This is a genomic window from Nocardia flavorosea NBRC 108225 (assembly GCF_001613385.1).
GTDB lineage: Bacteria > Actinomycetota > Actinomycetes > Mycobacteriales > Mycobacteriaceae > Nocardia > Nocardia flavorosea.
Genome location: NZ_BDCG01000017.1, coordinates 231,879 through 255,738, shown reverse-complemented (window position 1 = coordinate 255,738; position 23,860 = coordinate 231,879). Strand labels below are relative to the sequence as shown.

Below are 23,860 nucleotides of genomic sequence, written 5' to 3'. Positions count from 1 at the left end.
GTCGATGTAGTAACCGCGAGTGGCCGGTTTATTTTTTGGCGGCAGAGGGTAAACAGACCTGCCCGCAGTGCGTAGTATCTAGGCAACGCCCGGCCCCTCCGGGTAAGAAGTGAGGCGGAATTCCGCCTGGAAGTGTAGGACTGCGCCGGAATTCGGACATCGTCGTCCGAAGGCTGTTCCGGCTGCAGGTAACCATTCGGTTTCGACTGCCAATCCATTCAAGGTGACGCTCCGAATAACCAGTCGTGAATCACACCCACGACCGGTAACGGTCGGCCGTGGGCTGTTCGGGGAGTGTCGAGCTGTAGAACGGAGTGATTGATGAGATCGTCGGCCACCGGGGTCGATAACGGTTCGTCGGCAGAACTTTCGGCCGAACCCTTTCCGCTCACACCGGCACAGACCGCGATGTGGTACGCCCAGCGGATTCAGCCGGAGATCCCTCTCATCATCGCCGAATATGTGGAGTTCCACGGTGATCTGGACCCGGGCCTGCTGTTGTATGCGATCGAACGCTTCGGAGTGGAAACCGAGGTGGTACTGCAGCGCATCGTGCAGGTCGACGGAGTGCCCCATCAGGTAGTCGACCCCACATCGCGGCCCGGCTGGGCCCGTCTGGACCTGCGTGAGGAGCCCGACCCACATGCGGCGGCGCTGCGCTGGATGCACGACGACACCCGCACGCCGATCGATATCGACCACGATCCCCTGGTCTTCAACGCCGTTCTGCGTACGGGGGAACACGATTACATCTGGTACTCCCGCGTGCACCACATCGTGCTCGACGGCTACGCCGCGATGAACGCGCTGATCCGCACCTCCGAGATCTACACCGCCTACGCGGAGGGCCGCGAACCGTCGGTATCACGGGCGACGCCGCTGGCCGAGCTGTACGCCGGCGAGATCGACTACCGGAACTCGCCGCGCCGCGCCACGGACGGCGCGTACTGGAAGGACATGCTCGACGGGGCGGGCGAAGTCGTCAGCCTGTCCACCGTGACCAATGCACCGGCCTCGGCGATCGCCGGGCGCCGGCTGGCCACCGGTCTCCTGAGCGCAGAGACGGAGGCCCTGGTCGCCACCGCCGCCGAACAGCGGGATACCTCTAATCCGGTGTTGTTCGCCGCGGCGATGGCCTGTTATGTGCGCGCGATGACCGGGCAGGACGATGTCGTGCTGAGCTTGCCGGTGTCGGCGCGCACCACGGTGTCACTGCGCCGCTCGGCGGGGGTCGTATCGAATGTGGTGCCGCTGCGGATCCGGTTCGAACCCGCGACCACTGTCGACGATGTGGTGCGAGCCGTGGGCAGCCAGATCACCGGGGCGCTGCGTCACCAGCGCTACCGGCACGACGATATCCGCCGCGATTGCGGTTACGACCGCGAAACCCGCGGCTTCTTCGGTCCGATGATCAACATCATGCTCTTCGCCCGGCCGCTGCGGTTCGCCGACCTCGACGTTGCCGTGCACGTGCTGGCCACGGGGCCGGTCGAGGATCTTTCGGTCAACCTCTACAACAGTGACGGTGACGGGATCCACCTCGATTTCGAGGCCAATCCACAGCTCTACAGTGCGGCCGAAGTCGCGGCCCATCGCCGGCGCTACCTCGATTTCCTGGATCGTTTCCTCACCAGCGAGCGTGACACCCCCGTGCGGGATCTGACCGCGCCCACCGAGGCCGAGCACCGGCAGGTCCTGCACCTCTGGAACGACACCGCCGCCGAGGTGGAACCGGCCACGCTGGCAGGTATTTTCGCCGATCGGGCGGCGCGCACTCCGGATGCCGAGGCCGTGCGATTCGAGGGCGCGACGCTGACCTACCGGGAACTCGACGCCCGCGCGAACCGGCTGGCGCGTCTGTTGATCGCGCAGGGAGCGGGCCCGGAGCAGGTGGTGGCACTATGCCTGCGCCGCAGCCTGGATCTGGTGGTCGCGATGTACGCCGTGATCAAGTCCGGCGCCGCCTATCTGCCGTTGGATCCCGAACACCCGGTCCAGCGGCTGGAACAGATCGTCCATAGGGCCCGGCCCGCCGCCCTCCTGGCGGCCGCCCGCGACGGTCTCGCTCTGCCCGGCACCGTCGCGGCGATCACCGTCGATACGCTGGATCTGTCCGAGCGGGACCCGGCGCCGATCACCGACAGCGACCGGACCGTACCGCTGCGTGGCGATCACCTCGCCTATCTCCTCTACACCTCCGGGTCCACCGGTGCTCCGAAGGGCGTCGGGATCACTCACCGCGCGATCGTGAACCGGTTGCGCTGGATGCAGCACGAATACCCGCTCGATCACACCGATGCGGTGCTGCAGAAAACCCCGGCGACCTTCGACGTCTCGGTCTGGGAGTTCTTCTGGCCGTTACAGACCGGAGCCCGGTTGGTGGTGGCCCGGCCCGACGGTCACCGGGATCCGGCCTACCTCGCCCGGCTCATCCGCGAAGAACACATCACCACGGCACACTTCGTACCGTCCATGCTGTCGGTGTTCGTCACCGATACCGAGGTGGGAGATTGCGTTACGCTGCGGCGTGTCTTCTGCAGCGGGGAAGCATTGCCGCCCGCGACGGTTCGTGATTTCCGGGCGGCGCTACCGATGCCGCAGTTGCACAATCTGTACGGCCCCACCGAGGCCGCGGTCGATGTGACCTATTGGGAGTGCCCGCCGGATCCGGTCACCGTGCCGATCGGTTCGCCGGTGTGGAACACCCGGACCTACGTGCTCGATCGTGCACTGCGCCCGGTGGCTCCCGGCGCGGTGGGCGAACTGTATCTGTCCGGTGTGCAGCTGGCGCGGGGATATCTGGGGCAGGCCCCGCTGACCGCCGAACGATTCGTCGCCGACCCGTTCCATACCGGTGAGCGGATGTACCGGACAGGCGATCTGGCGCGCTGGCAGCTCGGGGACACCCGCCGCGGCATCTTGGAATACCTCGGCCGTACCGATTTCCAGGTGAAGATCCGCGGTCTGCGAATCGAGCTCGGCGAAATCGAGGCGGCACTGCTCGACGACGAGCGCATCGCGCGCGCGGTCTGCATCGCCCACGCGACCCCCGCGGGTGATCAACTGGCCGCCTACGTGGTCGTCCGCGGTGACGCGGAGCTGGATACCGCGGAGCTGCGGGCCGGGCTGGCACGGACACTTCCGGGGTATATGGTGCCCGCGACGGTGACGCCGCTACCCGAACTACCGCTCAACAGCAATGGCAAGATCGATCGGTCCGCACTACCGGCGCCCGGACCCACCGGCGACCGGGTGCGGACCGCGCCGCGCACGGAGGTCGAAGAGGTACTGGCCGCGATCTTCGCCGAACTGCTCGGCGTACCCGAGGTCGGTATCGACGACGGTTTCTTCGAACTGGGTGGAAACTCGCTGGTGGCCGCGCGGGCGGTGGCACGGATCAATACCGCGCTGGGAACCGCTTTGACGATCCGCGACCTGTTCGAAGCCGGCAGTATCACCGCGCTCACCGAGCGGTTCACCGTGCACGAACCGGATCTCACCTCCCCCCGGCTCGTTCCGGTGGTGCGTCCCGGGCGAATTCCGCTCTCCCCGGCGCAACAGCGACTGTGGATCCTCAACCGGTTCGCCGAACATGCCGCCGCCTACAACATGCCGCTGGCCGTGCAGCTGGACGGCAACCTCGATATCGACGTGCTGCGCGCCGGTCTGCGTGATGTGCTCGAGCGGCACGAAAGTCTGCGCACCACTTTCCCCGACCTGGGGGAGGGCCCGCAGCAGCTGGTACATCCGCTGGCGGAGGTACCGCTGACGCTCGAACCGGTGGAGGTTGCCGCCGGCGGAGTCCGGGAACTTGCTGCCGAATTCGTGGCGCGGCCGTTCGATCTGCGTACGGAGTTCCCGTTCCGGGTCGCGCTGTATGCCGTCGACACCGATTGCCATGTGCTCGTGCTGGTACTGCACCATATCTGCGGTGACGGCTGGTCGGTGGCTCCACTGGTTCGCGATCTCACCGTTGCGGTCACCGCGCGGGCCGCGGGCATGGCGCCCGACTGGACCCCGCTGCCCGTGCAGTACGCCGATTTCGCGCTGTGGCAGCGGGAGTTGCTCGGTGAGGAATCCGATCCGGCCAGCGCGCTGAGCCGGCAGATCATCCATTGGCGCGCCGAGCTCGCCGGGCTGCCGGATCAGCTCGACCTCCCGCTCGACCGGCCACGGCCCGCGCACCGGTCCACCGAGGGCGGGCGGGTTGCGTTCACCATCCCGGCCGGTACCCGCAGTGCGGCCGCGGAACTGGCGGCCACCCGCGGTGCGAGCATGTTCATGGTGGTACATGCCGCACTGGCCACGCTGCTGTCCCGGATCTGCGGCAGTACCGATATCGTCATCGGCACCCCGATCGCGGGCCGTAGTGATCCCGCGCTGGACGAGCTGGTCGGGATGTTCGTCAACACGCTGGTCCTGCGTACCGAGGTCGATCCGGCCGGTGATTTCGACCGGATGCTCGATATCGTGCGGGAAACCGATCTCAATGCTTTCGCCAACGCCGACGTGCCGTTCGAGCGGCTCGTGGAGGTGGTGAATCCGGAACGCTCCGGTGCGCGCCATCCACTGTTCCAGGTGATGCTGTCCTACGACAACGCCGGCGAAATCGACCTGAACCTGCCCGGGGTGCGGACCGAGATCATGGCGCTGGACACCGGGATCGCGAAATTCGACCTCCAGCTCGAGGTGCACGACGACAACTCCGGCGGCGAGCTGCACGCCGAAATCGGCTATGCCACCGATGTGTTCGACGAGCGGACCGTGCAATCGATCGCGCGGCGGTTCGTCGCGGTGCTCGATGCCGCGGTGGCCGCACCCCGGCGCCCGGTCGGCGATATCGATGTGCTGGACCGGCGCGAATACGGCAATCTCGTCCCGCTCGCGGGCGGTCCGGCGGAGCCTCCGGTTTCGCTCGCCGAACTTCTCGGCCGGTCCGCCGTCCGCGATCCGGACGGTGTCGCGGTGCGTTTCCGCGGCCGCGATACGACCTACCGGGAACTGGACGAGCGGGCGAACCGCCTGGCCCGGTTGCTGATCGCGCACGGAGCCGGCCCGGAAACCGTGGTCGCGCTCGCACTGCCCCGGGGTCTGGACGCGATCACCGCGATCTGGGCCGTCGCCAAGACGGGCGCGGCGTATGTACCGGTGGATCCCGGGTATCCGCGCGACCGGATCGCGCATATGCTCACCGATTCCGGTGCGCTGCTGGGAGTGACGAGCCCGGAACAGTTCGATGTGCTGCCGGAGCGTCCCGGCGCTGTCCGGCGATGGCTGGTCCTCGGCGATCCTGCGCTGGAATCTGCGTGCGCGGCAGCCTCTTCCGCGCCGGTGACCGACGCCGACCGGATCCGGCCGGTACGTACCATCCACCCGGCCTATCTGATCTACACCTCCGGATCCACCGGCACCCCGAAGGCCGTGGTCGTCACCCATGGCGGGCTGGCGTCGTTCGCCGCGGAGCAGTGCTACCTGTTCGGGGTCACCCCGGCGGCGCGCACACTGCATTTCTCCTCGCCCAGTTTCGACGCGTCGGTGCTGGAACTGCTGCTCGGCTTCGCCTGCGGGGCGACGGTGGTGATCGCACCCCCGCAGATCTACGGCGGTAGCGAACTCGCCACCTTCCTGCAGGTCGAGCGCATCACCCATGCGTTCATCACACCCGCCGCGCTGGCCACCGTCGATCCGGCCGGTCTGGACCGGCTGCAAACGGTCATGGTGGGCGGGGAGGCCTGTGGCCCCGAACTGGTCGACACCTGGGCCGGCCGGTACCGCATGCACAATATGTACGGTCCGTCCGAGGCCACCGTCGCCGCCACCATGTCCGGGCCGATGCGGCCCGGCCGGCCGGTACCGCTCGGCCATCCGGTGCGTGGTATGCGGCTTTTCGTGCTGGACTCCCGGTTGCGGCCGGTACCGCCGGGGACGCCCGGCGAGCTGTACCTGTCCGGGCCGGGCGTGGCCCGCGGATATCACGGGCGGCATGCGCTCACTGCCGCACGGTTCCCGGCGAACCCGTACGGCCGTCGCGGTGAACGGATGTACCGCACCGGTGACCTGGTCGTAGCCGACCGGTCGGGCCGGCTGCGGTTCCTGGGCCGCGCCGACGATCAGGTGAAACTGCGTGGCTTCCGGATCGAACTGTCCGAGGTCGACCACGTCCTGCGCACCCATCCCGGGGTGCGTCGCGCGCTGACCGTGGTGCACACGGATCCGCAGGGCCGGCAACGTCTCGCCGCCTATATCGTCGCCGACGCGGGCGTCGACCCGGCCGGGGTGCGGGCCACGGTCCGCGGCCGGTTGCCCGGCTATATGGTTCCCGACGCTGTCACCGTGCTGCCGGAATTCCCCACCGCCCCCTCGGGCAAGCTCGACCGGAAGGCGTTGCCGGAACCGGACTTCGCCGGCGCGACCACGAACTCCCGGCCGCCGGCCACAGATATCGAACGGCGGGTGGCCGAGGTGTTCAGCGAGGTGCTGGGCCGGGAGGTCAACGGCGTGGAGGACGGCTTCTTCGATCTCGGCGGCAATTCGCTGCTGGCGACTCGGCTGGTGGGCGGTCTGTACGACCGCTTCGGGGTGGACCTGCCGGTGCGGACGGTATTCGAGGCACCGACCGTGGCGGCGCTGGCCGACCACGTCACCCGCACTCCCGTGACGGTCCGGGTGCCGCTGGCCGCCCGGGATCCGCGGCCCGGCCGGATCCCGTTGTCGCTGCCGCAGCAGCGGCTGTGGTTCCTCAACCGCTTCGCCCCCGAATCCAGTGCCTACAACATTGCCTTCGTCCTCGATATCGACGGCGATCTCGATGTGGCGGCGTTGCGTTCGGCGCTCGGCGATATCGTCGAACGGCACGAGGTCCTGCGCACCGCCTATCCCGACGACGGAAACGGTGCCCAGCAACGGATCCTGCCCGTCACGTGGGCGCTGCCCGCCCTGGAAGTCCGTGATACCGATCCGGCCGGTGCCGCCGCGGCGCTGCACGAAACGGCGACCACCGGTTTCGACCTCACCACCGGTACCCCGCTGCGCGCGATCCTGCTGCGGACCGGTGCGCACCGCTACCGGCTCGGTGTGGTGGTGCACCATATCGCCGCGGACGGCTGGTCGCTCGCACCGCTCACCCGCGACCTCGCCGTCGCCTACCAGGCCCGGTGTGCCGGCTCCGCGCCCGAGTGGAGCCCGCTCGAGGTGCAGTACGCCGACTTCGGACTCTGGCAGCGCGAGCATCTCGGCGCCGCCACCGACCCGGAAAGCCTCGCCGCCCGGCAACTCGGTTACTGGCGTGAACGGCTCGCCGGATTGCCCGAGGAACTGCCCCTGCCCTACACCCGGCCCCGTCCGGCCGAACCACAGCAGACCGCGGGGACCGTGCGATACACGATCCCGGCGCCGACGCGGCAGGCACTCGCGGAACTGGCGCGTGCACAGGGCGTGAGCCCGTTCATGCTGCTGCGGTCGGCGCTCGCTGTGCTGCTGCGTTCGGTGACCGGCGGCCGCGATATCGCCATCGGCACGCCGGTAGCCGGGCGTACCGATCGGCGGCTCGACGAACTGGTCGGCATGTTCGTCAACACGCTCGTATTGCGTTCCGACGTCGACCCGGCCCGCTCCTTCACCGATCTGCTGCGGGCCGACCGGGATACCGAACTCGCCGCGCTGGCCCACGCCGATATCCCGTTCGAACAGGTGGTTTCGGCCCTGGGCAACGATCCGCGCGCCACCGGACGGCATCCGCTGTTCCAGGTTGCGCTGACCGTGCAGGACACCCCGGTGCCGACGCTGGAACTGCCCGGACTCGCGGTGGACGCGGCTGCGCTCGATATCGCCCGCGCCAAATTCGATCTCGAACTCCGGGCGGGTGATCTCGATGCCGGTGAACTCGAATTCGTCTACGCCGACGAACTGTTCGACGCGGCCACGGTACATACCATGGCAGATCGCTTCCTGCGCGTACTGGCCGCCGTCGCCGCACGACCCGATATCGCGGTGGGCGATATCGATACGCGTACCGATTCCGAACGGGCCACCTACAGCCCAGCCCGCGGTCCGGTTCCCGGAATCCCGCGCACTCTGGCGGGTCTGTTCGCCTCGACAGTCCTCGCGCACAGTGCGCGCCCGGCGCTCTACGCCGAGGACACCGTCCTCACCTACGCCGAACTGGACCGCCGGGCCAACCGGCTGGCGCGGGCCCTGATCGCGCGCGGTCTGGGCGCGGGTGACCGGGTCGCGCTGGGGCTCACCCGGTCCGCCGATTCCGTCACCGCCATGCTGGCCATCGCCAAGTCCGGGGCCGCGTTCGTTCCGGTGGATCCGAACTATCCGGTCGAACGGGTCGCGCATATGCTCGCCGATTCCGGTTGCACCGTCGGTATCAGCCGCGCGGGGCATGCGGAAACACTGCGTGCCGCGGGTGGTGACCATATCGATTGGCTGCTGCTCGATACCCCGGCCGGCCGGCGGGAAACCGGTGTCCCGGCCGATCCGGTCACCGACGTCGACCGGGTCCGCCCGGTGCGGGTCACCGATCCGGCCTACCTGATCTACACCTCCGGATCCACGGGCAAACCCAAGGGCGTCACCGCCACCCACGGTTCGCTGGCCGATCTCGCCGACGAATTCCGCGACCGGCTGGCCATCACCCCCGGCGCCCGGACACTGCATTTCTCGTCGCCGAGCTTCGATGCCGCGGTCCTGGACCTGTTGCTCGCCATCGGCCCCGGTGCCGCCATGGTGATCGTCCCGCCCGAGGTGTACGGCGGTGACGAGCTGGCCGAACTCATGACCCGCACCGAGGTGACCCACACCTTCATCACCCCGGCGGCCCTCGCCACCATCGATCCGGACAGGTGGCCGTTGCCGCGGCTGCGCGGCCTGATGGTCGGCGGTGAACATGTCGGCCCGGAACTGGTGGCACGCTGGGCGCCGGGCCGGCGGATGTTCAATGCCTACGGGCCCACCGAAACCACCGTCGTGGTCTCGGTGACCCCGGTGGTACCGGACCGCCCGGCCGGTCTGGCCTCGCTGATCCGGGGGGTGCGCGCGGTGGTCCTCGACGAACGCCTGCGACCGGTACCCACCGGTGTCCCCGGCGAGCTGTATCTCGGTGGCCCCGGGCTGGCCCAGGGCTATCACGAACGGTTCGGCCTGACCGCCGGACGTTTCGTCGCCGACCCGTACGGTCCCGCCGGCGCCCGGATGTACCGCACCGGTGACGTGGTGCGCTGGACGCTCGACGGCGACCTGCGTTATCTGGGCCGCAGCGACAGCCAGGTGAAGATGCGCGGTTTCCGGATCGAACTCGGTGAGATCACCGGTGCGCTCACCGCCCACCCGGCGGTGCATTTCGCCCATACCGAAGTGCGCCGGGTCGCCGGCGTGGATCGGCTGGTGGCCTATGTTCATCCGGCCGATGCCGCCCGCCGTCCCGAACCCGAGGAACTGCGCGAATACCTGGCGCAGCGGCTGCCCCGGCATATGGTGCCCACCGCGTTCACACTGCTGGACGAGATCCCGCTGACCCCGGTCGGCAAACTGGATATCGCGGCACTGCCGGAACCGCAGGCACTGCCCACCGGATCCACCGGCCGGTCCCCGCAGACCGCCACCGAACGCCTGGTAGCGGCGGTGATGGGCGATCTGGTGGATGCCCCGGTCACCGATACCGGCGATAATTTCTTCGAGATCGGCGGTAACTCGCTGCTGGCGACCCAGCTGGTCGGGCGCCTGGAAGCGGCCACCGGGGTACGGCTGGCGGTGCGTTCGGTATTCACCGCACCGACCGTCGCCGAACTGGCTGCCCGGCTGGACGGCGAGAACGCCGGCGGGAGCGGACCCGCGCTGGAACGCCGCGAACGCCCCGCACGGATTCCGCTGTCCCCGGCCCAGCAGCGGCTGTGGTTCCTGAACCGGTTCGGTGGGGCCGATCCGGCGGCGGCCCCCGGCGCCTACAACGTTCCGGTGGTGCTGCGATTGCGCGGTCCGCTCGACCGGGTAGCCCTGGCAACCGCCCTGCACACGGTGCAGCAGCAGCACGAAACCCTGCGCACGGTGTTCCCGGAGATCGACGGGGAACCCGCCCAGCTGGTCCGCGATCTCCCCGGCGCCGCGGTCGAGCTGCAGACTCCGGCGACCGAAGGCGACCCGCGTCCCGATATCGAGCGGTTCATCGCACCCGGCTTCGATCTGTCCACCCAGATCCCTGTGCGGGCAGGGCTGTTCGTCGTAGCCCCGGACGACCACATCCTCGTTCTCGTGGTGCATCACATCGCGATGGACGGCTGGTCGCTGGAACCGCTCGCTGCCGATGTGGCAGAGGCGTACCGGACGGTACGGCTCGGTGCCGAGCCTCGCCCCGACACCGAACGGCTGCAGTACATCGACTACACGCTGTGGCAGCGGGAACTGCTCGGCGACGAGGACGATCCGAACTCGGTGATCAGCGGGCAGCTCGGCTACTGGCGCGACGCACTGGACGGACTGCCCGAACTTCTCGCCGTCCCCGCCGACCGGCCCCGGCCGCCGGTTCCGTCCTATCGTGGCGGCACCGTGGAGGAACGGCTCGACGCCCGCGCCCACCGGGATCTGCGCGATCTCGCGGCCCGCCACAACGTGAGCGTGTTCATGGTGCTGCACGCCGCGCTGGCGGTACTGCTGCACCGCCTCACCGGATCCGGTGATATCGCTGTCGGTTCCCCGGTCGCGGGCCGCGGCCACCCCGAGCTCGACCGGATGATCGGTATGTTCGTCAACACCCTGGTTCTGCGGACACCGGTCGATTCCGGCCGGCAGTTCACCGAACTGCTCGAGACGGTGCGAGAGGCCGATCTCGACGCCTTCGCGCACGCCGAACTGCCGTTCGAACGGCTCGTCGAGGTGCTGAACCCGGTGCGGTCGCAATCGCATCACCCCCTGTTCCAGGTGATGCTGTCGGTTCGCGACGAACCGGTGCGGGCCCTGGAACTGCCGGGGCTGAGTATCGAGGCGATGGATATCGACGCCGGTATCGCGAAATTCGATCTCCAGTTCACGCTCACCGAATGCCGGGGCGCGGATCGATCGCCGGACGGTATATCCGTCGCGGTGAACTACAGCGCCGACCTGTTCGACGAGCCGACCGCCGCCCGGCTCGGCCGCCGGCTGGTCCGGCTGCTCGCCGCGATCGCAGCCGATCCGGCCGTGGTCATCGGCGAGCTGGAGTTGCTGGAACCGGCGGAATGGTCGGCGCTGGCCCCGCTGCGCCGGGCAGATGCCGATCAGCCGGTCACGCTGCCGGAGGTTTTCGCGGCGGCGGCGTCGGTCGACAGGAGCGCGGTCGCGCTGGCTGCTGCGGGTGTGGAGGTCACCTACGACGCGCTCGATCGCTGGAGCAACCGGCTCGCGCGGGTCCTCATCGGTTATGGTGTCGGCCCGGAAACACTTGTGGCGCTGGGTATTCCCCGCACCGTGGAATCCGTGGCGACAGTGCTGGCGGTGACCAAGACGGGTGCGGCCTTCGTCCCGGTCGACCCCGGGTACCCGGCTGCCCGGATCAGCCATATGCTCACCGATTCCGGTGCCGCACTCGGGCTCACGCTCGCCGAGTACCGGCCGCAATTGGTGGGTGAAGTCCAATGGCTGGCCCTCGACGATCCCGATTTCCGGGAAGAAGTGCTGGACGCATCCAGCGCACCGCTCGCCGAAGCGGAGCGTAACGGCCCGCTGCGGATGGACAACCCGGCCTACGTCATCTACACCTCCGGATCCACCGGTACGCCGAAGGGTGTGGTCGTCACCCATCGCGGTCTGTCCAACTTCGCGGCAGAAACCGCACAGCGCTTCGACGTCCGGCCCGACAGCCGCATCCTGCATTTCGCGACGCCGAGTTTCGACGCCGCCATGCTGGATCTGCTGTTCGCGCTCGGCGGCGGGGCCACCCTGGTGCTGACCCCGCCCGGTGTGGTCGGTGGAACGGAACTGGCACGGGTTCTGATCGCCGAACGCATCACTCACGCGTTCATCACCACGGCCGCTCTGGCCACGGTGGATCCGACCGGTATCACCGATTTCCAGCATGTACTGGTGGGCGGTGAGGCACTGCCCGCCGAGGTCGTGGCCCGCTGGGCACCGGGTCGTAACCTGCACAATGTGTACGGTCCCACCGAGACCACCATCGTCACGGTGATCTCGCCGCCGCTGGTACCGGCGGGCCCGATCCCGATCGGGGAACCGATCCGCGGGGTCGCCGCGATGGTGCTGGATTCCCGGCTGCGGCCGGCTCCGCTCGGCGTCACCGGTGAGCTGTACCTCGCGGGCGGCGCGCTGGCCCGCGGCTACCACGACCGCCCGGGTCTCACCGCGCAGCGGTTCGTCGCCAACCCCTTCGGGAAGCCGGGCGAACGGATGTACCGCACGGGCGATCTCGTCCGGATCCGGACCGGCGCCGACGGCGGCCCCGGCGATATCGAATACGTCGGCCGTACCGACCACCAGGTGAAGATCCGCGGATTCCGGATCGAACTCGGCGAAATCGACGCCGCCTTGAGCCGGCATCCGGCGGTGGAGTTCTCGCATACCGCCGGGCATCGCACGCCGGCGGGCGCCACCGCGCTGGTGTCGTATGTGAAGGCCGCATCGCACACCACCGCGGCCGACCTGACCGCACACCTGTCCGAATTCGTACCCAACTACATGGTCCCGCAGTCGATCATGCTGATCGACCGGTTGCCGCTGACCCCCGTGGGCAAACTCGACCGCGCGGCCCTGCCCGAACCGGTGTTCTCCGCAGTCGAGGGCTACCGGGCGCCTGCCAACCCCATCGAAGCCGCCTTGTGCGATATCTTCGCCGATGTCCTCGAAGTCGAGCGGGTCGGCACCGCGGACGGGTTCTTCGAATTGGGCGGCAACTCCCTGCTCGCCACCAAGGTGGTCGCGCAGGCCCGGGACGCCGGATTCGACCTGCCGATGCAGCTGCTGTTCGGTGAATCCACCCCGGCCGCCCTGGCCGCCCGGCTCGGCGACGGCACCGCAAGCGATGCGATGGATCTCGCGCTCGCACCGCTGCTGCCGCTGCGGCCCGAGTCCGGATCGGACCGCGCTCCGTTGTTCTGCATCCACCCCGCCATCGGGCTGTCCTGGTGTTATGCCGGCCTGCTCGCCGAACTGCCCGCCGATCAGCCGGTGTACGGACTGCAGGCACCGCAGGCGGCGGGCGAGCCCGGGTTCTCGTCGATCGCCGAGGTCGCCGAGCACTATCTGACCCATATCCGGTCGGTGCAGCCGCACGGGCCGTATCAGTTGCTCGGCTGGTCGCTGGGCGGTCTCATTGCGCATGAGATCGCCGTGCGGTTACAAGAGGAGGGCGAGGAAGTCGAATCGCTGACCATGCTGGACAGCTACCGTCTCTCCGACGATCTGGCCGAACATGCGATGCCGACCATCACGGAGATCATCGGCGAATTCGGTGGTGACCTCGTCGTCGACGGTGCGGAGCCGACCCTGGCCGAGGCCGCCGAAATGCTGCGCTCACGGCCGGGACCGTTCGCCGCACTCACCCTCGACCATCTGGAACGGCTCTACGCCGGCTATGCCGACGGCACAGTGCAGGCCAACGGGTTCCGGCCCGGGATCTTCGACGGCGACCTGCTGTTCTTCGCTGCTGCCGCCGACCCGGTGAACCGTGCCACAGCAGATCGCCACCCCGGCGCGTGGACAGAATTCGTCACCGGCACGGTGACGGCCCACGAGATCGAATGCACACACGCGGAGATGACCACGGCGCAATCCCTCGCGGTGATCGGACCCGTACTGCGTGAACACCTCCGCGCGCGCCTGCGCACGTAACCGTGCGCGCAGGAGTTCGCCCCCAGCCCGGTACCGAAACGAAGGAGAACGCTCAGTGAAGCCCGCGGTACAGATCACCGGCCTGGTGAAGAATTACGGCCGGGTCCGCGTTTTGGACGATGTCGATCTCGAAATACCCGCCGGCACTGTCATGGGTCTACTCGGACCCAACGGTGCCGGCAAAACCACCACCGTCCGCATCGTGACCACGCTGTTGCGGCCCAACGCCGGAACGGTGCGGGTCGCGGGGGTCGATGTACTGCACGATCCGGCGGCCGCCCGGCGACTGATCGGGTTGTCCGGCCAGTACGCGGCAGTCGATGCCAACCTCACCGGCTACGAGAACCTGCGCATGGTCGCGCGGCTCTACGGTATGAGCCGCGACAACGCCACCGAGCGGGCCCGGGAACTGCTGGTGCAGTTCGGGCTCGAGGATGCCGCCGACCGCCGCGCCGGAACCTATTCCGGCGGTATGACCCGCCGGCTCGACCTGGCCGGCGCACTGATCGCCCGACCGCCGGTGGTGGTTCTCGACGAACCGACCACCGGCCTGGACCCGCGCGCCCGCACCGATATGTGGCGGGTGATCGGTGATCTCGTGCGCGACGGCACCACCGTCCTGCTGACCACCCAGTATCTGGAGGAGGCCGACCGGCTGGCCGATCAGATCACGGTGATCGACAAGGGCCGTGTCATCGCGCGCGGATCGTCGGACGAACTCAAATCCTCGATCGGCGGGGACCGTCTCACCGTCACCCTGGCGCCCGGGCAGGATCCCGCGCCCGCGCTGCGGGTACTCGCCGATGTCGGTCTCGGCGAACCTGCGCACGAAGCGAGTGCCGACGAGGTGTCGGTGGTGGTCGCCGACGGTTCCCGCACCATGGTCGAAGCGCTGCGCCGCCTCGACAACGCAGATGTGGCGGCCGTCGATGCCCGCGTGCACCGGCCCAGCCTCGACGACGTTTTCCTGTCCCTCACCGGCACCTCGGCGACCCCGGACGCCGAGCCGGAAACCAGCGATGTACCCGAGGAGATCATGTCGTGAGTACCGCAGAAGTGGCGGTCGAGAACACCGAAACCACTGACCGGACCGAGGAGGACACCGCGGATACCGAACACGCGCCCGCCTCGCACCGGATCCCGAAATCGGCCGAGCCCCGGCTGCGGATCATTCGCGACAGCGCGATCGTCGCCCACCGCAACCTGCTCACCATCATGCGGGTGCCCACACTGCTGGTCACCGCCACCGTGCAGCCGCTGATGTTCGTCTTCCTGTTCGCCTACGTATTCGGCGCTTCCCTCGGCGGCGGTGAGTACCGGGAATTCCTGATCGCCGGGATCATGGCGCAGACGGTCGCGTTCAGTGCCGCGTTCACCACCGTGGGTCTGGCCGGTGACCTCGAGAAGGGCATCATCGACCGGATGCGTGCGCTGCCCATGTCCCGGCTGGCGGTGCTGATGGGCCGGACCCTGTCGGATCTCGTGGTGAGCATGCTGAGCCTGCTGGTGATGACCGTCTGCGGATATATCGTCGGCTGGAGTATCGAGGGCAGCGTGGCCGATGCCGTACTGGCCTACGGTGTGATCCTGTTGTTCGCCTTCGCCATGTCGTGGGTGGGCGCACTCACCGGCCTGCTCGCACCGAATGTCGAGGTCGCGCAGAGCGCCGGGCTGATCTGGCTGTTCCCGCTGTCGTTCATCTCCTCGGCGTTCATCTCCGCGGCGACTCTGCCCGGGCCGTTGCGCACCATCGCCGAATGGAATCCGATCACCGCGGTCGCGGCCAGCGGCCGGAAGTTGTTCGAGAACAGTGCGCCGCCGACCTTCGAGGCGCCGACCGGATGGCCGGCCGAACACTGTGTCGAATACGCCGTGATCTGCTCGGTGGTGATCCTGCTCATCGCGATGCCGCTGGCACTGCTGCGCTACCGCCGGGTGGCCAGCCGCTGAAGCCACGCCGGCTTTCGCCGCCGAAAACGATAAAGGCCGTACCCACCGGATGATCCGGTGGGTACGGCCTCATCAGCCGGTGTCCGGGTTCCGAGCCCGAACCGAGACTCCCGAAGAGCTGTGACTCAGCCCCGGCGGCGGGTCTTGAGCAGCTCCAGGCGCTCCTTCAGCAGCTCCTCGAGTTCTTCCTTACTGCGCCGTTCCAGCAGCATGTCCCAATGCGTGCGCGGCGGCTTCACCTTCTTGGCCTCCTGCGAGGTGCCTTCGAGCAGCACACCTTCCTGGCCGTTCTTGCACAGCCAGGTCGGTGGGATCTCGGCCTCGTCGGCGAACGGGACATCGAATTCTTCACCATTGTCGGTCCGGTACCGGGCGATCCGGCGGGGAGCCAGATCATGGTCGCGGTCGGTTTCGTAGCTCACCGCTCCGAGCCGGCTGCCCCGGAGTACGCGATCTGCCATCTGTACAGGTCCTCTCTGTGTTGTCGGCGCGTTACCGCGCGCAGGTCCGCGGGTTCCCGGACATTCGGTTCCGGATCACCGGATCGGAAACACCTTTCGGCGATCCGCTGCGGTGCACCGGAACCCGCCCGGGGCGAACCGGTGGGTTGACCCCTGTGGTTGTGCTGTTACGAACTTCGTGGGTTCGCATGTCGCCGGCCGTTGCCTTCCGCCGACCGTTCGGGTCACGTCTGCCGGCCGATACCTGCGCACGAACCGCGGTTCGTGCCGGTTGCGGCCTTGCGCCCTGTTTCTTGTCAACGTTCGCGAGGGTCGATCCGTTCCCAGTTCGGGAGAGCCTTGTAATTGTACGGCGTCGGCCCGGGAACTCTGCGCGGTGTGCGGTGTGTACCGCTGCGCGAAGGCCTATTAGGGTGTCGGGTCATGTCGCGCCGGTTGCAGTCCTGTCTGTGGTGTGGTCGGGAAATCGTTGATACGGAAGCGGGGCGGCGGCGCCGGTATTGCCGGCAGTCCTGCCGTCAGCGCGCGTATGAGCACCGCAACAATGTGAAGGGCACTGGTATCCCCGCCGATTCGGTAGTGCTCAGTGCCGCCGAGGCCACCGCCCTCGCGGACCGCTGGTTCGCGGCGCGCTGTGCGGCCGAGGATGTGGCGACCGCCATCGACGAGGGCGCCGGTAACGACGAACTCGCGCGTCTCAGTGCGGTGCTGGTGGAACTCGCCCGCGACGCCGAACGGTTGCGCTGACTCCAGCCGTATCGAAACGGTTACGGCGGGCGGTGGATTCGCCGCGAAAGGCGCGGGTGGCCCGGACCTCACCGGCTGCTCATCATCGACAACGATGGCCACCGGGGGCCCAAAGACACCAGACCGGCCATCGCTGCGGTACAGAGCAGCAATGGCCGGTGCAGGCATCCGATCACCCGACGAAGATCGGAGGTTGTGGGGCGGCCGGTGTTTTCCGGTCCGCCGGGAAGTAGGGTCAGCCCGGGAAGTTCATGACGTCCATGCCGCGCCCGGCGAACCACGGCATCGGGTCGACCTTGCCGACACCCGGCTGATGCACCTCGAAGTGCAGATGCGGTCCGGTGGACTGGCCACGGCTGCCGACGGTGGCGATCACATCGCCTGCCTGCACCGGCTGGCCGACATGGACCAGGATGTCCTGCATATGGCCGTACACGCCGACGGTTCCGTCGTCCTGCTGGACGCGCACCCACAGGCCGAAACCGGTGGCCGGGCCGGCCTCGATCACCACGCCGTCGGTGACCGAACGGATCGGCACGCCCTGCTGTCCGGCGAAGTCGATACCGAAGTGGTTGGCGCCCCAGCGCGGGCCGAAACCGGAACTCACGACCGCATCGACCGGACGCACGGTGGTGGGCCGGGGCGGCGGCGGAGGCGGGAAGGGGAACGCGATGGGCTGATTGTCCGCAGCGGGCTTGTTCGGGTCCCACGCCGCGGGATCGTGGGAGTGGGCCTGCTGTTCGGCGGTGGCCGCGTCGGTGACGGCCGGGGCGGGCGCGGTGGCCGCCACGTTCTTGATCGTTTCGTTATCGGAATCGGCCCCTGCGGCGAGGAGACCGAAACCGGCACACAGCGCAGTCGTGGTGGCGACAACCTGCGTCGTTACGCGGCGACGGCCGATCGACGGCACCGTGAGCTTGCGGAGAGGTAACGGAAGGGTCACGGGCATGAGTTACAAGCTAGGGGACTTGCAGGCCGAGTCAGCAAGCATGTGGTTACCGTCACCACGGGTGCATAAGCCCAGGTCGCTTATAACCGTACGGTAACGAAACCCGGAATTTCCCGCGTCGAGCTGCACAAATGAGACATTCGGCGGGGGTTTGACCGAGGGGTTGCCCGATGGAGACACTGTATGAGTGGTCGCTAACAGAGTTGCGCCGCTGATCGCCCTCGCCGATCCCACCCGGCGGGCGATATTCGAAGCGTTGCCTTCGGGCCCGCGCTCGGTGGGCGAGCTGGCGAAACAGGTCGGGATCAGCAGCTCGGCCGTATCGCAGCATCTGCGCGTACTGCGCGAAGCGCGCCTGGTGATGGTGCGCCCGATCGGCAACCGCCGGCTCTACTCCCTGGACCCACGCGGCCTCGGGGACGCCCGTGACTACCTCGAGCAGTTCTGGCCGAGTGCCCTCGCTGCCTATGCTGCCGCAGTGAACGAGGCACGCGGACGCGTATGAGACCGGGGGCTGGGCCCCCGGACGTGGTCAGCCCACCCGGCGGTACGCGGCGCTCGTCACCCCGGCCTCGGAGCGGCGCTTGCTCAGCTGCCGATCCAGTGCCGCGATCACCTCGGCGGCGCCGATCTGCAGGAGACCGGGATCGGGTGTGGTGCCTTCCCGGTCACCGGTACGACCCGCCCACAGCACTTCGTGCCGGTTGAGCAGGTGTCCGGGCGGCCCGCTCTGCGCCGGGGGGGTGGGCCCGAACAGTTGCACCGTGCGGGTCCCGAACGCGGTCGCGAGGTGGGCGACACCGGTATCGCCGCACAGCAGCACCGAGGCTTCGGCCACCGTGGCCGACAATTCGATCAGATTCTGGTTACCCGCCAGTACCCGCTGTCCGGCCAGCCCCGCCCGGGCAGCGATCCCGTGGGCGCGTTCACGGTCGCCCTCGTCGCCGGTGAGGACCACTTCGTGGCCGAGAACCAGCAGGTGCCGGATCACCGCGGCGAAGCGATCGGCCGGCCACTGCCGCGCGGTGGCGCCCGCGCCGACGTGCACGACCACACTGTCGCGGTGGCTGGTGGTGGCCACGGGCGGTACCAGCCCGAGATTGCGCCGGTCGGCGCCGATCCCGTCGAATTCCAGCAGATGGCACCAGCGGTCGATCGGATGCCGATCGTCGTGCCAGTCCGGGCCGGGAATTTCCGGGAATGCCGGATTGCGGTAGGTGAGGATACGTTCGGCGCCGGTCTTGGCGAGTTCCACGATCGGCGTGGCCTCGGCGCCGTGCAGATTGATGGCGAGCTTGGGTGCCGGTCCGTCCCAGCGCAACCCCTGCGGGTCGGCGATCGGCACCATCTCGTCCACGAGTGCGATCAGTTCGACCATCGGGCGCAGACGATGGGGGGTGGCGAGAACGAGGTGATCGTTTCGCCGGGCCCGCCGCAGGGCACGCAACGCCGGAACAGCGGTGAGCAGCTCACCGAGACCGCGTGCCTGAAGCACGAGAACTACCGACACCCGACTCTCCTAGCCACCTGTTGCCCATTCCGCCCCCTCCCCGCACCATCCCGAGGGCTGGACCACGACGAGAGCATTCCCTTGGTTGACTACCCGTGGTGCCGGTGGGCAAACGTTGGCCGATCGCGGCCTGGATCACATGTCGTGGCTCACAGAATATGTGGTGATCCGCCGTGGCCGACCGCTGTGCCGGCCGGTCGGAGGGTGCGGCCGCGGCGGCGGTATGGTTCCGCGGCTTGCGCTTCGGTGATGCCGGCGCTGTCCGCAGGCAGAACCGGTGCGAGTCCGGGGCCGCCCCGCAACCGTGTGGTTCGCTGTGCGAACCCGAAGCCGGATACCTGCGCTGTGTTCCCGGCGCCCTGCGCCGGAGGTTCAATTCCGGCCCGCGGTGATGTAGTCGTACATCGGGTCGACCAGTTCGAGCAATCGCGCGACTTCGGTATCGGTGAACCTGTTGCGGCGGCTGATGATGATCAGCACGAGATCGTTGATGGCTCGGGCGATGCTGTCGAACTCATCCCCGGCCACAACTCCTGTCGCTGCGATGGCCGGATCACCCGGCGCCGGAATCGATTGCCGTAATTCGGTGCCGGCCTGTGCGGCCCGGGCGCGGAGAACACCGGCGGATCCGCGCGGGCTGGTCACCCGGGCGGCGTGATCGTAGAACTGGACCGCGGCCTGGAGCAGGCCTTCGGGTCGCGGGTGGACGAGCGATCCGGGTGCCGCTCCGGTGCCATGCCCGGCCGGGCCCGTATCCGAGTCCGCCGGGGCGAGGGACTGCGCCTTGGCGGTCAGGTACTGCGCCACCAGGACGTCTCGCAGTGGGCCGTATTCGGCCGTGCGCAGCAGATCCACGGCGGCATGCCGGTAGTTCTCGACGGCGGTGGCCACCGCCGCGGGATCGTGGGCATGGCCGGTATGGTGCACGAATCCGCTCAGACGCAACAGCGCTCGGATATTGCCCTCGTGCCGCCGGCGCTCGCCGGTGGTGACCGGGAAGCAGGCCAGCAGCTCCTGGATCAGTGTCGGCACGCCGTCGCCGAACAGTGCGGCGAACTGCTCGCCGTGTTCGGGAGTGCGGCCGTAGGCCATATCGATTCGGCACAGGGCGGCAATGATTTCCGCCAGTTCACCGGCTTGCAGGCGATCCTGGGGTTCGTGGCGCCGGTCCGTTCCCGGCGCGCAGAGCGCAGGGAGCGCCCGGGCGACGGTATATACGGAATGCATCTCACGCCGCGGATCCTCCTCGGCGAGAGCACGTGCGTGTTCGATATGGAACCGGGCCAGCAGGCAGTGCAGGTCCCAGCCGAGTGCCTCGGCGAATTCGAGCTCGCTTTCCCTGATCGTGCGGATGCGGCTGAGGCCGGTCGGTTCGTAGTCGAGGTTCCGCGACAGCACCGTCTCGGCAGCGGCCGCCGCCCGCGCACAGCGGATACCCATCATGCAATCGAGACGGGAGGCCGGATCGGCGAGTTCCAGTCCGCGCCGGGCCCAATCGCGGGCGGCCTCGACCCGGGGCCGGTCGCCGCGACGGCGCTCGCGCAGTCCACGTTCGGCGAGTTCGGCGGCCCAGTAGAGCATATCGGCGTGGTCGGACGCGGCAGCGGCGCGATCGAACTGGTCCGCCAGTTGATCCAGGTCGTAGTGCCGGCCCGCGAGTCTGGCTTCCAGTCTCCGGGTATCCACACCTGCCGGCGGAATGGATGTGCGGCCCGCAGCCAGCCGGAGCACCTGGTCGGGAACCACCCGGTCGGCGGCAGCCATATTGTCGGCCACCGCCGCGGCCAGGGCCTCGACAGTTCTGAAGTGTTTCCACATCGTGGCCTTCGGAATCGGTCCCTCGGTGCCGTCACGCCGAATATAGCCACGGGCCCGGGCGCAGATATCTGCGGTCGTGAGATGGGCGAGCGCGTCATCGGTATCGCGCTCGGCGAGCCGTTCTGTCATCAGTTGCTCGGCCGCTGCCACGATCATCGCCTGCGTCCGTTCTTCGAGCGCTCGGCCACTGCGCTGCTGATAGCTGGGTCCCGGGACGCGATGTATTGCAGTAGACGACATGCCGGAAAGTCTATTGCGGTGCACAGCGCTGTGAACGCGTCTATCGGAGCTAGGGTCGTCACGGCATACCGATATCGAGAGCTCGATCGAGACGACGAAGGGCGTACACAGTGGAGGCGACAACCGCTGGAAAACTGAAACAACTGCGGGAGAATCTGGCGGTTGCGCACGAACCGGCCGGCGGGGCAGGTGTCGCCAAACGGGCCGCCAAAGGTATACGCAGCCCCCGCGAGCGTATCGATATGTTGCTCGACGAGGGGAGTTTCGTCGAGATCGGTGCGCTGGTCCGTCAACCCGGTGATCCCGGCAGCCTCTACGGCGACGGTGTCGTGACCGGGCGCGGCACGGTCGAGGACCGCCCCGTCGTGGTCATCGCCCATGATCAGTCGGTGTTCGGCGGTTCCGTCGGCGAGATGTTCGGCCGCAAGGTGGCGGCGGCGATGGATCTCGCCGCCGAGATCGGCTGCCCGTTCGTGGCGATCAACGATTCCGGGGGCGCCCGGGTACAGGACGCGGTCACATCGCTGGCCTGGTATGCCGCCATGAGCCGACGGCAGCTGGGCTTGTCCGGGGTGGTGCCGCAGGTTTCGGTGATGCTCGGTAAATGTGCGGCCGGTGCTGTGTACTCACCGATCAACACCGATGTGCTGGTTGCGACCGAAGGCGCCTATATGTTCGTCACCGGCCCGGACATCATCCGGGAGACCACCGGTGAAGAGATCACGCTCGAAGAACTCGGCAGTGCCCACAACCAGGCGCAGAACGGCAATATCCACCATGTTGCCGCGGACGAGGAGGCGGCGTTCGCGTGGGTGCGCAGCTATCTGAGCTTCATGCCGTCCAATTGCTTCGACCGGCCGCCGCTGATCAACCCCGGTCTCGAACCAGAACTCACCGATTCCGATCGCGCACTCGATTCGATCATCCCAGATTCCGATCGCGCCGGTTACGACATGTACGACGTTTTGCTGCGGATCTTCGACGACGGTGAGTTCCACGAGGTCGGCGATGCGACGGCGCGCAATATGATCACCGGTTTCGCCCGGGTCGACGGCCGCAGTGTCGGTGTGGTGGCCAATCAGCCGCTGGTGTCCAGCGGCGCGATCGATGCCCGTGCTTCGGACAAGGCGGCGCATTTCATCCGGCTGTGCAATGCGTTCGACCTCCCGCTCGTCTTCGTCGTCGACACCCCGGGTGTCCTCCCCGGGGTGGAGGAGGAGAAGATCGGTGTGATCAAACGCGGCGGCCGGTTCTTCTATGCCGTGGTCGAGGCCACCGTCCCGATCGTCACCGTGGTGGTGCGCAAGGCCTACGGCGGCGGCTATGCGGTGATGGGCTGTAAACAACTCGGTGGCGATATCAACCTCGCTTGGCCGACCGCGCGGATCGCCGTCATGGGTGCCGAGGCCGCCGTGGGGCTCACTCAACGCCGGCAACTCGCCGCCGTATCCGCGGAGGAGCGTCCGGCGCTGCGGCAGCAGATGGTCGACTTCTACAACACGGCCGTGGCGACGCCGTGGACCGCGGCCGAACGCGGATATATCGATGCAGTGATCGAACCATCGCAGACCCGGTTGGAGATCCGCCGGGCGTTGCGCCTGCTCCGTGATAAGTCTGTCCGGCACGGGCCGCGCAAACATCACCTCATGCCGCTGTAGCCGACGTGTCCTGGCGTCGGCGCCGCCCGAGAGGATTATGGCCCACCCCGAACCCGCGCCTGCTAGAGTGAATTCTAGTTTTTCGAATCGGAGGTGGGCCGTGCCACGGATAGCGGAGCCCCGCGAGCCAGGGCAACCGTCCACCGCCGGGCAGCAGGAACGTCGGCGCGCCATCCTGCGCGCGGCCGCCCGCCTCGGTGCGGAATCGAGTCTGGAACGGGTCCAGATGTCGGAGATCGCGACGGCCGCCGGGGTCGCGCTCGGCACACTGTACCGCTACTACCCGTCGAAACATCACCTGTATTGGGGGGTACTGGCGACTGCTGTCGAAAAGCTGCCCGCGCCGCCGCGAGACCCCGGTGACCCGGTGGGCGCCGTGGCGGATTTCTTGGAGAACGCGGTGGTCGAACTGCTCCGGCGTCCCCAGCTCGGCCGCGCCATGCTGGTGTCGGCCAATGCCGTGCGATCGGCCGAGACGGGCGTGGGCATCGTCACGATGCGGGACCGCATCATCGCCGTCGCCGGTATCACCGACCCGGATGCCGGCGACCTCCAGCTCGCGCGGCTGGCGGAACAAACCGCGTACGGCATCATGACCTGGGCCACTGCTGGGCTCCTGGAGCCGGAGGAGGCCGCGGCCGATATGCGCCGGGCTTGCAATCTGCTGCTGGCCCCGTGGGCGGGACAGGAGTAGGCACGCTGCCCC

The 23,860-nt window shown here is 68.1% G+C and carries 11 protein-coding genes; 7 read left to right on the top strand and 4 right to left on the bottom strand.

All coding sequences use genetic code 11. The features are described from left to right. Positions 1 to 321 precede the first annotated feature (321 nt). Genes NFL01S_RS23385 through NFL01S_RS23375 form a run of 3 tightly spaced genes read left to right on the top strand, consistent with a single transcriptional unit; the run spans position 322 to position 15,771 of the window. Positions 322 to 13,821, top strand: a complete 13,500-nt coding sequence (locus NFL01S_RS23385; RefSeq protein ID WP_084493174.1) for a non-ribosomal peptide synthetase — start codon at positions 322 to 324, stop codon at positions 13,819 to 13,821. Positions 13,822 to 13,876: 55 nt separating this feature from the next. Beyond that, entirely contained in the window at positions 13,877 to 14,866 is a 990-nt protein-coding gene (locus NFL01S_RS23380; protein ID WP_062978424.1) for an ATP-binding cassette domain-containing protein, read from the top strand. Continuing rightward, complete coding sequence (locus tag NFL01S_RS23375; protein WP_307615762.1) at positions 14,863 to 15,771, top strand: ABC transporter permease; 909 nt, start codon at positions 14,863 to 14,865, stop codon at positions 15,769 to 15,771. Before NFL01S_RS23380 ends, NFL01S_RS23375 begins: the two co-directional genes overlap by 4 nt. A 125-nt stretch (positions 15,772 to 15,896) precedes the next feature. On the opposite strand, the gene NFL01S_RS23370 is transcribed toward NFL01S_RS23375, so the two are convergent. After that, a complete protein-coding gene (locus NFL01S_RS23370; protein WP_033241797.1) occupies positions 15,897 to 16,232 on the bottom strand; it encodes an RNA polymerase-binding protein RbpA in 336 nt (111 codons plus the stop codon). Between the two features lie 423 nt (positions 16,233 to 16,655). Between NFL01S_RS23370 and NFL01S_RS23365 the strand changes: the two genes are divergently transcribed. Continuing rightward, the gene (locus NFL01S_RS23365) at positions 16,656 to 16,979 is read left to right on the top strand and encodes a hypothetical protein (RefSeq protein WP_062978423.1); all 324 of its coding nucleotides are present in this window, start codon (positions 16,656 to 16,658) and stop codon (positions 16,977 to 16,979) included. A gap of 235 nt (positions 16,980 to 17,214) precedes the next feature. On the opposite strand, the gene NFL01S_RS23360 is transcribed toward NFL01S_RS23365, so the two are convergent. Further along, positions 17,215 to 17,928 carry a M23 family metallopeptidase gene (locus NFL01S_RS23360; protein WP_062978422.1) on the bottom strand — a complete coding sequence of 238 codons (714 nt, stop codon included), beginning with the start codon at positions 17,926 to 17,928 and terminating at the stop codon, positions 17,215 to 17,217. 187 nt (positions 17,929 to 18,115) lie between these two features. Here NFL01S_RS23360 and NFL01S_RS23355 point away from each other — a divergent pair, with 187 nt between their 5' ends. Further along, positions 18,116 to 18,433, top strand: coding sequence for an ArsR/SmtB family transcription factor (locus NFL01S_RS23355; RefSeq protein ID WP_062978421.1), 318 nt, complete (start codon positions 18,116 to 18,118; stop codon positions 18,431 to 18,433). Between the two features lie 27 nt (positions 18,434 to 18,460). Here the strand turns inward: NFL01S_RS23355 and NFL01S_RS23350 are convergent, their stop codons facing one another. Beyond that, positions 18,461 to 19,438, bottom strand: coding sequence for a glycosyltransferase family 9 protein (locus NFL01S_RS23350; RefSeq protein WP_062978420.1), 978 nt, complete (start codon positions 19,436 to 19,438; stop codon positions 18,461 to 18,463). A 372-nt stretch (positions 19,439 to 19,810) separates the two neighbouring features. Then, entirely contained in the window at positions 19,811 to 21,496 is a 1,686-nt protein-coding gene (locus NFL01S_RS23340) for a hypothetical protein (protein WP_157116833.1), read from the bottom strand. Between the two features lie 110 nt (positions 21,497 to 21,606). Between NFL01S_RS23340 and NFL01S_RS23335 the strand changes: the two genes are divergently transcribed. Together NFL01S_RS23335 and NFL01S_RS23330 are read left to right on the top strand one after the other, a co-directional pair. Continuing rightward, on the top strand, positions 21,607 to 23,154 hold the full coding sequence (locus NFL01S_RS23335; protein ID WP_062978417.1) for an acyl-CoA carboxylase subunit beta: 1,548 nt from the start codon (positions 21,607 to 21,609) through the stop codon (positions 23,152 to 23,154). A gap of 100 nt (positions 23,155 to 23,254) precedes the next feature. Then, positions 23,255 to 23,848, top strand: a complete 594-nt coding sequence (locus tag NFL01S_RS23330; RefSeq protein WP_062978416.1) for a TetR/AcrR family transcriptional regulator — start codon at positions 23,255 to 23,257, stop codon at positions 23,846 to 23,848. Positions 23,849 to 23,860 lie beyond the last annotated feature (12 nt).

Bases quoted from the DNA above. Each gene is read 5' to 3' on its own strand.
- NFL01S_RS23370 (WP_033241797.1), bottom strand. From the start codon at position 16,232: ATGGCAGATCGCGTACTCCGGGGCAGCCGGCTCGGAGCGGTGAGCTAC.
- NFL01S_RS23360 (WP_062978422.1), bottom strand. From the start codon at position 17,928: ATGCCCGTGACCCTTCCGTTACCTCTCCGCAAGCTCACGGTGCCGTCG.
- NFL01S_RS23385 (WP_084493174.1), top strand. From the start codon at position 322: ATGAGATCGTCGGCCACCGGGGTCGATAACGGTTCGTCGGCAGAACTT.
- NFL01S_RS23365 (WP_062978423.1), top strand. From the start codon at position 16,656: ATGTCGCGCCGGTTGCAGTCCTGTCTGTGGTGTGGTCGGGAAATCGTT.
- NFL01S_RS23340 (WP_157116833.1), bottom strand. From the start codon at position 21,496: ATGTCGTCTACTGCAATACATCGCGTCCCGGGACCCAGCTATCAGCAG.